The sequence below is a fragment of the Paenibacillus sp. J31R30 genome (genome assembly GCF_059692115.1).
In genome coordinates this window covers 153,356-170,040 of sequence record NZ_JCAUAV010000001.1, presented here as the reverse complement: position 1 = coordinate 170,040, position 16,685 = coordinate 153,356, and the positions used below count along the sequence as shown (strand labels likewise).

8 protein-coding genes are annotated in these 16,685 nt (G+C 45.7%); 3 read left to right on the top strand and 5 right to left on the bottom strand.

The genetic code is table 11. From position 1 onward, the window contains the following. Nucleotides 1-58: 58 nt before the first annotated feature. From AC58QO_RS00590 to AC58QO_RS00580, 3 genes are all read right to left on the bottom strand, one after another. Nucleotides 59-1,201 carry a Gfo/Idh/MocA family protein gene (locus AC58QO_RS00590; protein WP_497263076.1) on the bottom strand — a complete coding sequence of 381 codons (1,143 nt, stop codon included), beginning with the start codon at nucleotides 1,199-1,201 and terminating at the stop codon, nucleotides 59-61. A 273-nt stretch (nucleotides 1,202-1,474) separates the two neighbouring features. Next, nucleotides 1,475-6,454, bottom strand: coding sequence for an Ig-like domain-containing protein (locus AC58QO_RS00585; RefSeq protein ID WP_497263074.1), 4,980 nt, complete (start codon nucleotides 6,452-6,454; stop codon nucleotides 1,475-1,477). A gap of 167 nt (nucleotides 6,455-6,621) precedes the next feature. After that, complete coding sequence (locus AC58QO_RS00580; protein WP_497263072.1) at nucleotides 6,622-6,750, bottom strand: hypothetical protein; 129 nt, start codon at nucleotides 6,748-6,750, stop codon at nucleotides 6,622-6,624. A 135-nt stretch (nucleotides 6,751-6,885) separates the two neighbouring features. On the opposite strand from AC58QO_RS00580, the gene AC58QO_RS00575 reads away from it, so the two are divergent. Continuing rightward, nucleotides 6,886-7,158, top strand: a complete 273-nt coding sequence (locus AC58QO_RS00575) for a hypothetical protein (protein WP_497263070.1) — start codon at nucleotides 6,886-6,888, stop codon at nucleotides 7,156-7,158. Between the two features lie 692 nt (nucleotides 7,159-7,850). On the opposite strand, the gene AC58QO_RS00570 is transcribed toward AC58QO_RS00575, so the two are convergent. Next, nucleotides 7,851-13,217: an S-layer homology domain-containing protein gene (locus AC58QO_RS00570; RefSeq protein WP_497263068.1), complete on the bottom strand. Its 5,367-nt coding sequence runs from the start codon at nucleotides 13,215-13,217 to the stop codon at nucleotides 7,851-7,853. 401 nt (nucleotides 13,218-13,618) lie between these two features. Here AC58QO_RS00570 and AC58QO_RS00565 point away from each other — a divergent pair, with 401 nt between their 5' ends. Both AC58QO_RS00565 and AC58QO_RS00560 read left to right on the top strand, forming a co-directional pair. Continuing rightward, on the top strand, nucleotides 13,619-14,410 hold the full coding sequence (locus AC58QO_RS00565; RefSeq protein WP_497263066.1) for a VOC family protein: 792 nt from the start codon (nucleotides 13,619-13,621) through the stop codon (nucleotides 14,408-14,410). A gap of 23 nt (nucleotides 14,411-14,433) precedes the next feature. Continuing rightward, nucleotides 14,434-15,243 (top strand): helix-turn-helix domain-containing protein, encoded by an 810-nt coding sequence (locus AC58QO_RS00560; protein WP_497263064.1) that lies wholly within the window; start codon nucleotides 14,434-14,436, stop codon nucleotides 15,241-15,243. A gap of 288 nt (nucleotides 15,244-15,531) precedes the next feature. On the opposite strand, the gene AC58QO_RS00555 is transcribed toward AC58QO_RS00560, so the two are convergent. Continuing rightward, a complete protein-coding gene (locus tag AC58QO_RS00555; RefSeq protein WP_497263062.1) occupies nucleotides 15,532-16,341 on the bottom strand; it encodes an SDR family oxidoreductase in 810 nt (269 codons plus the stop codon). Nucleotides 16,342-16,685 lie beyond the last annotated feature (344 nt).

The window sequence follows — 16,685 nt, the reverse complement described above, 5'->3', positions numbered from 1 at the left end:
TATAAGAGAGGTATTTATCAATTATGGGCCTTTCCCCATTTGCAAAACAGAGAAGAACTTATATCCCTAACTTTCTCCAACCATTTCCGTATCGAATTGCATCAATCACACTTTGATATATATAACCATCGTAAAAGGTAAGATATGCACGATGTTGCTCACCTTGTATATCCGCAGTAAAATCACGATACAAAGCACTCCACATATTCTGTACCGGATCTCCTGAATCGGGCATTTCATCTAGAAGCCGCTGTGGCACACGCAAAATCTCTGGTGCATTTTCTCCCTCACACAACTTTGATACGGTGTAGCCGTTAGTAAAAAAACCAGTCAAAACTAATGTCCCAGAATCACCATAAAGAGTGATTTGAGGTGGATGAACGGAGGCGGCAATCCCGTCGTTTACCTGAATATTAACAGCAATCTCAGCTCCACTAAGAGAACTGAAACTGAGCAATGCCGTAAAAGCCCCGTCGGCGTCACAATCACGCCATTCCAGTTTTTCAGCTTCCTCTAGTGTTGGAGTTTTCTGTCTTAAAGTACGAAAATCATGTATACCTTGCAGAACAACTGGAGCACGGTCCTTAAGTACACGTGCCTCGCCTGTAACTCTTAACGGAAGTCCACCGGTAATACTCGCGAGAATCCCCAGAATGTGCGGTAGACCATTATTAAGTATGCCTCCACCAGTTTCCAATGTGCTCCACCATGTCCAAGGTCTTAGATTGCCTCCACGAAATATCCGATAGGAGCAATCAATTTCTCGAATCTTACCAATTGAACCTGATAACGCAAGTTCCGAAAACCATATTATACTCGGGTCATACTTCCAGGTAGCGGCATAAGCATGTTTGACACCCGTTTGTTGGACCAATTCCCATAGTACCCTGGCTTCTTCTTCGTTAATTGCTAGCGGCTTGTCGCATAGAATATGGCACCCCAGTTCTGTCGCCACCTCTACGACCTCCCGTCGAAGGCTTGCAGGGGTGGCTATCGCCACTATATCTGGCTTTATAGATTTCAACGTTTGACGCCAATCAACCGATGCTTCCGGTATTCCAAGTCTTTGGGCGACTTCACATACAACCTCCTGTTTTCTTGCACAAATTGCCACAACATTAACACCACAGGACTGAAGTGCTCGTGTATGCCCCTCACCAGCCCACCCTGCACCAATGATAACTGCTTTCAAATTATTCATGGTTTCTCCCCTTACGTATTAATAACTTATCCTCGTATAAAAAATACTCCTAGCGATTCAAATAAATTCCATGTTTTATTTATCTAGTAGGAACTGCTGCTCGAATTATGATTCTAGTTATCATGGTTTTCGCAATTACCACTCTTTCTATTGAAAAAATAAACAATCTGACACCTTTATAGGTGTCAGATTGTTCGATAGATCTTTTTATCAGTACCCAATGAAGATACGCTTTCTAATACATATGCCTCTACCTCAACATAGTGCAAATACTTACTTGGTTACATTGACAATCATCGTATCACTAGACGTGGCACCCGCATAGTTGACAAGCTCAGCACGATACGCATAGGTGCCCTTTGCCTTATTGGCTGCAACATTCAAAGCAGATTGGGCAGTCGGAGTGGTATTCGTCAATGCTTGTGTATAGATGAGAGTCCCATTCTCATATAAATTATATGTTGTCCCATTGACTCCCCACCACATGTTCATGTTGATGTTGAAGTTTCCGTCACCATCCCAGTTATCGTTGGATAAAACCGGTTTGGCTGGCGCTGCTTGCGTTACGTTTACAGTGTACACATTACTCTTCGTTGTACCAAACGCATTGGTAAGTTCAGCGTAGTAACGATACATGCCATTTGGCTTATAAGTAATTGAAGTAACGGTTGATTGGGCATTCGGCGTGTTATCTGAAAGAATCTTGGTATCGATTAACACATCATTTTCATAAAGCTTATAAATCTTGCCGTTTTCTCCGTACCACATATTCATCAGAATATTAAAATTACCATCCTTAAGGCCAGTATCAACCCCATTGTCATCCGAAAGAACGACTGTGCCTGGCTTAGCTTTACTTTTGGATACAATATTGTTCACAGTCGCCGTAGCTGTACCCTTTGTCCCGTAAGTATCTACAAACTCGAAAGTAAAGCTCCCATTTAAGTAGAAGGAATAGCTGTTTGAGCCACCGTTATTCGTGATGGTTACTGGCCTATTCGGTGTAATGGTTGCAACCACTTTGTCTGATGTAGAAGTAATTTGGCTGTATGTTACCATTGCAGTCAGAGCAGATTTATCAATATTGCTTACGAGATAATTGGTAACATTCGATACATTACCGACTGCATCCGTTCCTCTTGCATACACAGTGTTGTTCTCGGAGATAGCCACTGGAGCGTCGTATGCCATCCATGCGCCGTTTTCGCCTACCTTGTACTCTTTCAGCGTCGCATCGTCCGGATAGCTGATCGTTACGTTCACGTCCATATTGGTTGGTGCTGTAACGTCAGCTGATAACACAGCATCGACCGGTGCAATGGAATCGACGAACAGCACGATGGAAGCCGGCTCCGCTGAAATTCCTGCCGAATCGATCGATTCAACGGTGATCTTATTATTGCCTTGCCCAAGCTGCAGGGTGGCGGTAAATCTCAAATCTGAACCAACTGAAACTGAAGTCCCGTTTACTTTTACCGTCGCCGCCCTATTCACGGTGCCCGTAATTGAATAAGTCGCTAGAGTTATGGAGCTGCTTTGTTGATCCAATGTAAGGACAAGCGGACCTACCCATTTTTCATTGGAGAGGACAGAACTTATATAAGAATTTCCTTCCTTCTTCACAGTGAGTGTAGCGGTATAGGTTTCAAACGTGCTGCCGTATTTCGCTGTGATTACAACTGTATATACCCCTGCGTTTATTTTGCCCTTCGATTGCCAGCGGTAGAAGCCCCTTGGGTTGTTGTAATCCGGAGCCCTGAAATCTTCTAGAGTGGGCACAACCAGATTGCCATTGGAATCATAGACTTTAGCGGAAGAGGGAGTAGCGCGATCCCCGAGAACAAACCAAGATAACCAAACAGCACTGGCCGCGCCTGTTCCCGGTATCGGGTCCGCCTGGCGGATTTCAATCAATTCGCCCTCTTTAGCTTTTACAGTAACCTCACAACTGGCGCTAATGCTGCCAATCGTCGCTGTAATGGTCGCCTTCCCCTCTGAATATGCGGTTACAAGCCCGTTTTGGTCTACTGAAGCTATATCCGAGTCGCTCGATGTCCAAACAACGTTCTTATCAGTGGCATTGCCGGGTAATACATCGGCGATAAGCTGCTTGGTGTCTCCAGCGAAAATTGTAGTAGTGTCAACACTCAACACGATTTGCTGTACGGCTACTTCCGTGGTGTTTTTCACATAAACCGAGACCGGGACAGAGTTGCCATCGTCAAGCTTAATGATGAAGGCGCCTTTACCAACGGGATATTGCCAGCCCCTAAAATCTTCTTTGATCTTGGTCATGTCGCTGCTTATTGTAAGGGTCAGCACGCCTGCCGTTAAAGTGCCGGATGTATGGCCCGACGCGTTTTTAACGGTGAAGAACTCAGTTTCATTGTTCTTGAGCAGGGTATAACCCATACCACTGGGCACTGAGTCGCCTACGAAAATCTCAATGGTTTTCGTCTGGTTCCCATCAAGCTTAAGCTCATAACCATCTGCGTTCAAGTAATCGATGGGCCTGTATGGCATCAGATCCATATGGCCGTTTACGTCATACTCTAAAGCGCCTATGTCTGGCGCCTCGCCCTTATAGCCTTTGTTGAAGTTGGGAATCACCCAGCCGTCGTCTACACCAATGCTATCGGCCATAAGGCGGTAGTCGCCCCTCTCGGGGTTTACAAACGCAGCCTTGGCCGTTTCGCCGTCATAACCAGTAAACGCTGTAAAGCCGTGTTCTTCTCTAGGCTCGCCGACATATGTGTTAAGCTGTATCGCTCCGTTAGAAATATCATAGTCGAAGCTGGAGCCAGGTACAGCGTACACATGGGCCATGCCCACCAGTTGAGGGCTGGCTTGTTCAATTATGTTATTTCTGTAAAATGACCTGTTGAATATCCCGCTAGTATTCGCTATGCCACCGCGCGCGCCAACAGCGCCTTCGGGGAGTATGATTGTATTGTTGAATACATGATCCAGGCCGCGATAGTGATACCAGTGCGCGGGTTTCGAGGGGCTTGCATCGGCTGTGCCATGCTTTAAGCCGCCAACGGTATATTCAAGCTGATCCCCCTGATTGGTAATAAGATTCCTGAACACGTATATAGGTCCTAGCGCACTGCTGTCAAGGCTTATCGGCTGGCTTGCGGCTTCTATCTTATTGCCGTAAACCCTAACGTTCATGGAGCCGCCGTCAACCTCAAGCCCATCGGCGTTCGCGCCTAAAACATAGTTCCCGTAAAGGTCGGAGTCCCAGCCCATCCCTCCGTCATAAGAGGAGTTGTTATAGGTTGAAAGGCCATAGCTCCAGTATTTGTCGTTGCCCGCTACAATGTCATTATAGCGAATAACAACGCCTTCGCCGCCCCTCAAATAGAAACCGTCCACGCCAAGCGGATGTCTCTCGCTCCATCCATTAACGCCGGAGTTGCTGCCCCAGCCTGTGGCTGAGCCCTTCGGATCATGAATATAGTTTTTCTCAACAAGGATATAATCTACATCGCTGATGCGGATACCGGCATCGGTGTTGATAGGCCGTACGTTAGCATCATAGAACCAGCCCGTGCGCCTGTCCACTATAGTCCTTCCGCCGGCGTCCGCCCCAGGAAGATTATTGCCCAGATAATGCGCGCCGTACCTGCCGAAGCCTGAGACATCGCAATTCACAATGCGAATGTGTTTAGCCGAGCTGTGAACGGTTATACCGTTGCGCAAGCCGCCCCTTACAATCAATCCGTTAAGCTCAACATACTCAGAGTTGCCCAGGACGACCGCATCCCAGAACTCGTCGGTGGCATTAATCACGATTCCGTATTTGTTAGTTATTCTAATCCATGCGTCGGCGGTACCTTTCAAGCCCTGAAGCGATAATGGTTTGCCTGCCTTCCCCATCTCGGGAGTGTAGAAGTCGCTTACGTCATATTCAGTAGAAGAATAAGTGATTTTCTCACTCAAAGTTATGATTGAAGCTTCTTTTACAATGCTTTTACTTTCAATCGTTAGCCTTACTTCATATGTGGTGCCCGGTTCAAGCCCCACGATAGAACCCCTGAAGTTATTGTAACGGTCGTCATACATCATGTTCATAGCTTTTTCCCAATTGCTTTCGCCCTGTTTTCTGTACTCCAGGGTATGATCTGTGTTAAAGGGGATAGAAGCCGTTACCGATGGTACCCAACTTGCGGTGGGTTTCCAAGCAAACCGTTCGTTGTCCGGATAATCATAGTCAAAGTACACGCTTATATTTTCAAATGTGGCTCTCAACATCAGTTCATTATTGGTATAAGGAACGAATTTTCTAAAGAATTGTTCGTTATATACGTCTGAGCCGAATCCAAACCGCCCCGCCTTAGTTTTAACAGTAGTTTGGAATTCGTACGGGGCGCTGCCATCCGTAGGCTCAATCCGTACCCTAAGCAGTTGAGTCTCATTCTCGTTAAGATTCCCCACGCTTCCTACAAAACCCGCCTGTCCGGGGAAGAATATAGACAACTTATTAACAAATTGCGGTTCGGGCGCGAGTACCCATGCAAACCCTGTGTTTACAGTATCCATCTGCGGGCTGAATAACTGCTCAGGATTTTGTGACCTGCGCCAAACCGTTACTTTAGCGTCCGGGTCGTCAAGCGGGATTTCATACCACCCGTCTCTGGATAAGCCGTCGGTTTTTATTTGATCTGCTGTGGCTTGCGGGATATTGACTATATCGTACAGAGTAGCGTCAAGCGTAACAAAAGCTCTTACCGCCGAGGATGTCGCTTCTATATTCAGGCTTATAGCGTCCTCGCCAAACACCTCTTTGTAAGCCTTTACAAGGGTTTCAAGTGGTATATAGTTTAAATCGCCTTCCCTGTAAACCTGCGTGCCTGTTGGAAGATTAATTTTAGCCCCTATGCTTCCGCCACCACCGTTCGCAACGTTATTAACGGTAACAAAGCTGTCGCCATGCTTGGCTATCATTTCATAGTAGTCATTTTTCATAGCAAAGCCGCTGCCGTCAAGCAAATTGTAGGATACTGCGCGAAAGTCGTTTGCCATTGCCTCCGACGCTACCCAAAGGATTCCATTTTCGTCGTACTTATTACTGTCAAGTACGCGCACGAACAGGCCGTTAACATACACCTCAACCTTTTCGTTGCTAATGGTACTCGCGAACGCTGTAGGCGCCATAGGGCTGCCAACTGGTGATATGAACGAGGCCAGCAGCGACACCATAAGCGCCACCACCAAGAACCTCACTTTTGGAAAAAATCTCTTTGTCATTCCTAATCCCTCTTTTTCTTAATTTTTTGATATTCCCTTGACGCATTCAAACTCGATGCATCAAAACATTCAAAACATAACTTAACGAGGCCATCAATAAACAACTGCTTGAAATCTCATAACGAGGATTAGGCACATGATCCATCATAAAACGAATAGCCGACAGATCATCGCACAAGCGCTTTGGCATACAACGGATCCCGAATGCCTGTCGATTTGCCGTTTTCGAAATACCCCGGCAAGCTTGAACCGATCGGCGGCGTTATATCCAATTCGCACATTCCGCAATTAATCATTCAGTTACCTCCCATTCGTCTCTTGTCTCCTGTTGATGCTTTTCCGAACACTTCGGATAAAGCCAGTAGGAAGAATGACGCACTATTCTTTCTTTCAGGCGCAGCCTCACACTGATATAATGTGATGGATGCCAAGTGTCCGTCACAATTGTGGAACCCCGTCATGGCGAAGGGATTGCTCTCCCACGCACCTTCACGTATGAAACTGACAAGCCGGTCGACGATGCGGAATCCTCCATTACGATAGGCCGCAATCGCATGCTTGTTCTTCGTTATGACCTCCAGCAGAGCAAGGTCTACATTCTGCTCGATAAGATCCGTTCCGCTTCCATCATCATTGCTTTGGCGATACCGATTCCCCTAAATTCGGGGAATACGCCGGTTTCGCCGTTCCATGCCAAGTTGTAGTTTCCAACCTGCTTTAATTAAACTTATTAAAGAATCCACCTTTATTTATTGAAATTGCAATATTTTTTTCATCCCCCCGTTACATAGGAGCACTATTTACCACCTCCAATGCACTTGAATACGGAACTAGAAATGGAAACGTTTACAATTCACTTTGATTATATTACCGTGTTGTCATCATTTGAGTCTGTTCATTGATGAAATCGTTATTATGATTCCATTGTAGCCTCATACTTTCGTATTGTCTTTGCCCTGCATTGTGTTAAAATGTTGTTGTATTGCGATGCGTTAAAAAGGAGGTCGTCCTACTGACTCTCATTAAGGATTTTCAACTTAATACTGTACCGGTCCCACTATCGTTATCCGTTAGTTAAGCCGCTAATCTCTCATTTCCCTTGTCATAAAAGGTTTGGTAAGCTTTCTCATATTTATTTGGTTCAAAGGTTACATCTTTGTTACCAAATCCCATGTTTCAACATCCGGATGAACAGCATCTGAACAAATTGAGCAGCCCATGCATTCCGCCTCCTAAAGATTAACGATCTTACCTTTAAGAACTGGATACTTATTCCCATTCCCTTTAGTTTCGTCTATATAGATTAGTCGAGTTGTAAAAGCCAAAAACGATCACTCCCCGGCATCTAAAATGCCAGAGAGCGATCGTTTTGTACATTCATTCAAACATGTATTTCTTAATTTTTCTTTTCCATTGCTTTGAGCAACGTCGCTAGCATCTTAGCTGCTTCAGCTCTAGTTGCACTCTTAGCAGGTGCAAATTGGTTGTTCGGCAATCCGTTAATAATCCCGGCTTGTTGCGCGAATTTCACCGCTTCAACAGCATAAGAGGAAATACTCGCTTCGTCCCCGAACTGATTCGGTGTTACGTTGCTTTCCAACTTATATCCAACGAGATTGGTTAATCGGATAAGGATGACAGCCATTTGTTCCCTGGAGATTTTCGCATTTGGTGCAAAAGATTCTGTGTCGATCCCATTGACTACTTTATTTTTCTCTGCCCATGCAACGTACGGCGCATACCAATCGGTAGACTTAACATCCGCGAATGTGCTGTTCGTATAGGCGGATACATCCACACCAGCGGCACCTGCGATAAGTTTTACAAATTCGCCACGCGTAATTTCATTATTCGGAGAGAACTGATTGTCGCTTACTCCGCTGATAATGTCTTTGCCAGTCAGATAATAAATATCCGATTTTGCCCAGTGCTCATCAGCATCTTTGAAATCAAGAATTTTTTGCGACGTCAACATATACTCAGCTGCTGTTGACGTTGTGAATGGAATCGCGACTTCTCCATTTATATCCACGCTAACTTCAGAGATGAGGACAGGAGATACATCGGCAGCATTCACGGCATAGAAGAACAGCTTTTTGCCCGCTTGTTCTTTGCTCATCGGGATTTCAAGCGTCATCTTCCCCGGAAGAGCTCCGTTTTGGTTGAGAGACAAGCCCATAACGACTTTCTTTTTATTGACTTGAACAGGGGTCGAAACTTTCCCTGCGGGAGCTTGATTTATGACGTTAACACCCAAGTCTACGTTAGCGTTAGGATTCGTGATGTCCGAGCCATTGACTTTCCATTTGTAGCTGCTGCCCACGAACGTCATCGTCGCATTCTTGTCTTTCGCGAGCTCCGCGAAGACGTCGGATTTCACGACGCTGTCCTTGGTGAGATCGACGTCCGGTTTAGTTGGAGGAGCGATCAGGATTGGACCGGAATTACCCGGGTTGCCATTGTCTGGATCTGGAGGCGTAGTCGGCTTAGCAACGATTTTCGCGATGGCTGTCGCCTTCAAACCTTTAAACGTAACCGTAATTTCTTCGTCGCCTTCGGCATCTGCAATGATAACTCCAACATCTTGCATGTGTGCCTTTCCGTTCTTGAAGCTGAAGGTAACGTCCTTGTCCTTCGCGTCAAGGGCGTAAACTACGCCGTAAGCGTTGGTCGCTTTAATCGTCGGGATGAACGTGTCGCCGACTTCAGGTTCCGCAGGAACGGACAAATCGAGCTTGACAGGTTCTACGTCCGCAGGCTTAACCGTCTCGACCGAAATAGAATTGCTCTTTCCTCCTGATGTTGCCGTAATGATTGCCGTACCGGAAGACTTTGAAGTTACAACTCCATTTTCATCCACGGAAGCTACGTCTTCGTTGCTGGATTTCCAGTCAATCCCAACTAATTTGCGGTTATTGATTTGAGTTAAGTAATTTGCAGGATACTCTCTAAAGTCCCCGAACAAATCCATTTGGACTTGGGATCCAATGACAGTGTTCATTTTGCCCGAGATAATCGCGTCGTTATGAATGTAAACCTTAGTCAAGAGAGGGTCGAAGGTGTACGCCATTTTGCCGCCAGAAACCGTCATTTTACCTGTGCCTAGCAAATCTCCATCGCTATGCGGGAGGTACGTCTTGTCGGCGCCGTTACCCGTAATGATGTATTTGACTCCGCCGACTTCCCAATTTTGAAGAGAATGCAAATGTCCGAAAATGCTGTAGATATCCGTGTCCGGATGCTCGAGCTTATAATTGCTTAGAATAGACTCGTATTTAGCGGCGTCCTTCGGGTCCATTTCATGCTTGGTGCCGAATGCGTCGCGCGTGATCACGTGGTCAAGAACGATAATGTTTTTCTTTGTATTCTTCTTCAAAACTTCTTCCAACCAATGGAACTGGGTGGAATCCGACAAGGTAAGACTTTGGATGTATGCCGAGTTCAACATGATGATCAGCGTATCCCCATAGTCGAAATGCATTGTCGGAGAACCGAATTTCTTATAGTAGATATCCACGGTGTTCTGGAACGCTTCATGATTACCCGCCAATACGAAGAACGGTTTAGAACCTGGGTCCCCGAAATACTTGTTGACGAAGCCCGACGCTTGATCGTATTGCAGTTGGGAACCGTCATCCACGATATCGCCCATGTGCAGGACTAACGAAGAATCATCCGTTGCAACCTTAGCGAACAATTTATCGGTAAACGCGTTGCCTTGTGTATCTGGAATAAGCGAGATTTTGAAGTTATCTCCATCTTGCGGTTGCGGGATCGAGGCCAGAGTCAATTGATCCTTATAAGTCGGCATAGCGTTCCCGGCTTTATCCCGAGCATTGATTCTTAAGGTGTACTCGCCATTCGCCAAGCCGCTTGTCGGTTCGGCATATCCCCAACCCGTGTTGGCGTCGTAATAAGCAGGCAGCTCAATATTATTCATCCTAACGGAAATGCTCTCTGGATCCACTTGTGATTTGCTGTCCAATAGCTTGAACGTGACCCTCGGCGTCGGAATTTTGACCTTGACGTCCTTCGTAGGCGTTACATCTGTCATCGTTGGAGCTTCATCGTCTGGAGTCAAATCCACATGATACGTTTTGTCGATATAGGGAACTGATTCGTTGGGGGTTAACGCTTTGTCGTAGGCGTCTACGAATACTCTGTAATCCCCTTGAGTTAGATTTTCCAACTTGAAGCTAAGACGACCTGTGACTTTATCGTACGTGTAATTCTTATAATCCTCGTTATTGATTTTAACCGTTATTTTTTCATCGTCTACCCCGGAGAGACTATCGGTAATCGTAGTCGAGAAATCAAGGGTTTTGCTAAATAAGTCATTCGACGAAGGACTTGTCTCTGTAAACTCCGGACCGCTAGTATCCGTAACCTCGTCCGTATAAATATATTTCATATCATCGAAATAGACCGTTCCGGAATATGCCGGCTTCGATTTTGTTGTCTCAACCATATACAAATAGTTAAGCGTAATCGGTAACTTCCAGCCTTCAGGGAAAGGGACTTCTAAATACTTCCAACCAACCCAGTTAATATCATCTGTTTCCGTTGTTAGGTCAAGCGTTTTATCCGCGCCGCCGGATGAATCTTTAAATATCGCCCTTAACCAAGGAGCCTTGCCGTCCCCGTATACCCAAATTCCAAATTTTTTCGGATAAACTTCGGTCTTGTACGTGGCAAGCATTTGATCCGCAAGAGAATCGGACCATTTCGAGCCCTTATACCAGTGCGGGATCCAGTTCAGCGTTCCGTTCGAATTTTTGTTTGTCCAATTGCTAAGGTCATAATTCATTTTAAAGCTTTTGCTTCCCGAATGCTTAACCGCCGTCGAGATGTTCAAGTAAGTGCTCGTTCCTGCGCTTCCCGCATATTGGGAAACATTATTAAAACCGATTCCGCCTAGATGGTAACCTTCGATCGGGTACGTCTCGAAATTGTCGATGACCTGCTCTTTGATACCGACTGTAACTTGTGTTGTTAACGTTTTACCCGCAACCGTTACCGTAAGTGTTGCCGTTCCGTTACTATTGTTGGAAGTGACCAAACCGCTCTCGTTCACGGAAGCGATACTGCCGGAAATACTCCATTTTGCCACGGATGGGTCGATGTAAACCTGCCCCCCGGTTGCATCGGTAGCGACAAATCCGAACTGCTTTTTCGCGTTATTGTTCATAACCACGTTGGTGCTCGTTAAAGCAAGGGTAGCCACGGCACCCACGACCGACACTTTCGCGCTTCCCTTAACGTTGTCGACTGTCGCGGAGACCTCTCCCGCGCCGATTCCGGTATTCGCGATATAATGGCCGTTCGGGTCGACGCTTCCAATGGTCGACGCCCAAGTTGCGGGACTGTTGCCGCTGGAGATCGGATTGCCGAATTCATCCGCCAAACGATAGGAGAAATCGTATTTCGAGCCGGCGTAGAGCGTCACGTTCTTATCGACGACCACGTTGCCGACCGTCGTGCCTTTCGTCGCCGTGCTGACGAATAACAAGGAGCTGGAAACGAGTCTGGAGCCATTGACATCGCCAGGATGGCTTATGGTTACCGGACGATCGCTGCCTGCTTGGCGTACGATCATCTCCGTCGAACCGCCGCCGTCCAGATTAAGCGCATTGACGGCTCCCGCTTCTAATAAATATTTCCCAAGATCGGGAAGACCTGTTCCAACGCTCCCCGTATAACTAGAGCTTGGCTTGTCTACGGTTACCACGACAAGGCTTCCGTCTGCCTTCATGCCTAATGCCGTACGCGCGTTAGCGGCAGGATCGCCAGTCGTCACCGCTACACCGTTACGTACAAGCCAAGCGTTAGAGGTGATCGAAGTCACGATATTGTTGTTCAAGATATATTTGTTCTGGACGTCTTTGCCTGCGTATAAATCGTATTTAAAGCTAACCTCGGCGTTAGTCTGCAACGCCTGGACGATCGGTTTCGACGTGCCTACACCTTCCAGAACAACGTAGTCGTCGGGAATGTCGAAGCCTTCCGTCGACGTTACGTTTACGACGGTACCCGTGTAAGTTTGCCCCGGATGAACGCCGTCGAAATTGTTGTTGACGTGGATTAACGCGAACACAGACTTGCCCTTGTCCCCACTGTAGTTATGCGTCATTTTACGCGTTTTCGTAATTTTGCTCGTATGGATGACTAAAGCGTTACTGACGGCCTGGTTTCGGTTAAGCAGGTTTACGTCGTAGACGGCCCCCGTAACCGAGATTTTACCTTCAGCATGAACTTCGTTAATTCCGGGCTTATTTGCATTATCCATATAAAAACTGGTGCGATAATTAGTCGCGTTTTCCTCTGGCGCCTGGCTTATAATCAGCTCGCCGTCCTTCATCATTAACCCTAAAGGATTTCCCGATGCCGGATCGATATCGTAAAAATCTCCGTCGACTCCGGCGATGACTTGATTGCCTTTCAAAATTTCCCGGTTTGCCTGCCCGCCGATTGTTTCCACGGCACTGATGGTATCGTATGCCTTGGCAGTGATGATCCTCGTGTTCGAATCGGACGGATTAATATCCAGACGGTTAACGACTACTCGATTGTTCGGTTTATAGTAATTATTGTATTCCTCCGAGGTAAAGTGGACGCCTGAGGAAATTTTCTCGCTTTTCAGTACGTTTGCGTCGCCCAGCGGAGCGGCATTGGCCGTCAAAGCGCCAATGCTTGATAAATTCAGTACCGTCGCAAGTACCAGCAACATCGCTGGCAATTTTTTGTTTCTTATAAACCTTTTCATTATGTCTCTCCTTCTTATTTTGAATAAATGATTGCTTTCTACAATCTTCCTTAACTCAACCATTATTTTATCTATGAAATATTAGCTAAAATCGAGATTAGATGTCGTGTTGTGTTAAAATTTAATTTCATTTAGCATTTAAATTTTGATATTTATATTCACTGTGTTAAATTTTTGCTTTTATATTGTGAAAAACAGCAACCATGGACTTGAAAAAGCAGTCCTAGAAATGCCGCTATCTAATCTTCCCGCAAACAAAAAAAGCACCAAAATGGTGCTTACCGCCGCCTGTCTAAAAACTATATCTTTGTTCCCAAAAAAGAAAAAAACTATTGACCTTAAAGTAACTTCAAGGTGTATAGTAATCTCAAGTCATATTCCAGAAAATGGAGGTTACATACGTGGTGACACCTAACTTTAAGTTTGACGGCGGTTTTATTATGGTACCTTGGGAACAATTCGATGAGGCAATAGAATGGTATCGTGATAAAATGGGTTGGCAATTGATGGGTACAGGCAATGGGCCCGTCGGCAGGAAAGCATTTTTTAAGATGCCGGGGTCTGGACAAGCCAATTTGAAATCGTTTGAAAGCGAACTAGACCATTTCACGTCCAAAGATTATAACGAAGGAAATTGCAGATTTTGTTTTCGCACAGCCAATCTGGATCGGACACTGGAATACTTCGATAATCAAGACATCAAATGCACCGCGCCGCTAAAAATGCCGGATGGCACGCGGTCTGCTGACATTCTCGCATTCGGGAATGTTCGCCTGACGCTAAGCGAAGACAGGAAGCTGGAAGGTAAATTCCCTGAATCGCGCGTCATTCAATACGCTGCCAAACCACTATGGTTAGGCGTCGCCAATTTGGAGGCTTCAATCAATTGGTATGAGCGGATATGTGGTTGGGAACGTTCGAAGAAAAATCATCAAAATCGTGGATTTGGTTTGATGCGCGAAACATGGGACTTCGTCTGGCTGGAAGAATTAAATATGGAGCGATCATTGAAAAAGGCCAATCCTGGAGCCAGGTTATACTTCAGGATCAAAAAGCAAGAAGATCTGCACAAGACGCATGAATGGCTCAAAGGGCAGGAAATCGAAACATCAGAAATCGTAGGGGAGCGTTGGAAGGGATTCCATTTCTATGATCCGGACGGGAATCGATTGAATGTGTGGAGTTATTATTAATAAGTCTGGTAGGAGGAGATCTGTTGTCAACCAAAATGACCATACAAAGTTTTGCCCGGCGAACGGGTCTTCCCGCCAGCACACTTCGCTATTACGATAAAGAAGGACTGTTGAAGCCAATTTATAGGGCGGAAAATGATTATCGATTTTATCAAGAGGATCAAATTTCAAGCGCTATGAAGATTCATACGCTGCGCCAAGCAGACATCAGCCTGGTTGAGATCCGTCAATTTCTTGTTGCGGATTCTGACGAGCAGACAGTCTGGTTAAACAAATGGCGTCAGGATGTAGATACGAAGTTGTTGGCGCTTAATGTGGCCAAACAATATCTTGATGGCGTCGATTCCGTAGATGAGCATATCCGGTTAGTCAGATGGACTCATTCTTCGAGGATGCTCTGGCTCCGTCATCGCGTAAAGCGGCAGCTTCATCCGTTTGCTCAGGCTATTGAGGAAAGTGCGGCTTACTTGCAAAAGCACGGGATTTTGCTTGCGAAAGAGGCTTTTGTGCAGCAGGAACAAATCATTCGCGATGAGATGATTGGCAAAGTTGGTTTTCGGCTACCTGCAAATACGGTCTTGAAGGATGGTTGGAAGCATGAAGCGGAGTTTGAAGTCGAGTTTGAAGTTTTTCAACCTACATTGTTCGTTTCTCTGGATTGCTTATCGAATGACCCTTATGCATGTTTTAGTTTAATGCTTGTCTTGCAATCGTTCGGATTCGAGCCGGCTGGACCTAATATTGAGCGTTATCAGCTTCATGATAAGCTGCGATATCAATGGTTGATTCCTGTGGTTCATAGTCAAGGAACAGAACCTAATACAGAAGATTAATGAGATTGACAAAAGTGAGATTAGTGCTTGATTATCTGGATGCCGACCGTTGCATGGTACGAAACAAATTAGATTGCTTGAGCTAAGGCACCAAATAAATATTATTTTTTTAGTCTTCGAGCCTTTACCTCTTTCCACGCTAATCTCCCGTTAAATTCCTGTAGATGGATGAATTTCAGCCGATAACAAAAAAAGCAGATAGATTTAGGTCCAGGAATGTATCCAGCCTTCGATGCTTTTCAGATCGAAGGCTGGCTGAGCTTGAATGATGGTTTTTTCTATGACTTACTATTTTGTCTGGCTCAGCATGTGGTCCACAGTCTTACTAAGCTGGCTAAAAATAAAATTAGGCGCTATCCGGTTCATCATTTTTAAAGCATTGCTTTGGCCGGGCCGGATTTCGTATCGGTCACTCTCCATTCCTTTGATCGCAAAACTCACCATATCAGCGACTGGCATCGCCTTTGAACCTGTCATATCTGCCGGATCGAATGTATCCACCAGCGGAGTTTCTGTCAACGGCGGAGCCAGTTCAAATACTTTGACCTTGGTTTTTTTTAGCTGTGCTCTGAGCGAAAGCGTATAGGAATGAATGCCGGCCTTCGCTGCGCAATAAATGGGCGAGATCGGAAGAGGCACGAACGCAAGGCCTGATGAGACATTTAGGATCGCAGCCGATTCTTGCGTTTTCAAATGCGATAAAAATTGCTGCACCATCCAGATCGGACCACTGAGGTTCGTTTCGATCTCGCTGTTCAAATCCTCCAGGTCGTTACCCGCAGTATGAAGATTTATTCTTCGCATAAACCCTGCGTTATTGATCAAGACATTGAGCTTGGGGAATTGCTTCACCACCGCAGCATGCAATGCTGCAATCGCTTGAGGATCTCCCGCATCGCTCTGAAACGTATGTACCGTTGGCAGCCTTTTCTTAGTCGCATCAAGCCTCGCTTGATCTCGCCCCGTGATAATAACGGTATTCCCGAGATTCAGCAGCTGACTTGCAAATTCTAAGCCAATGCCGGATGAACCGCCCGTAATAAGAACAGTATTGCCACTCATTTTCATCAGATTCCACTGGTCCCCTTCCATTTCCATAAGTATGATACTTTCTACCAATAAGTGTACATGAAGTTTATATAGATAGGAAGGCATCCTAAAATTGAAAAAAAACTTTACACATTGAGTTCCCTTGTATCCACTCGACTTCAGTGCTATCTATAGACAATTATTCTACGATCGATTCCGATCTCCATCTCTAAGAGTCTTATATGGAACTAAATGTGGGTACAAGGATACAGACACTCCGTCAAAGTAGTAAGCGAACGCGTCGGATTCCCCGTCCCCTACTACTTTAGCAGGGTGTTCGAGCAAGTTACGGGCGTTATGCCGAGTAAGTTCAGGAATAAGGGTTGAACTAACAATCAAGGTCGGCTCACAAG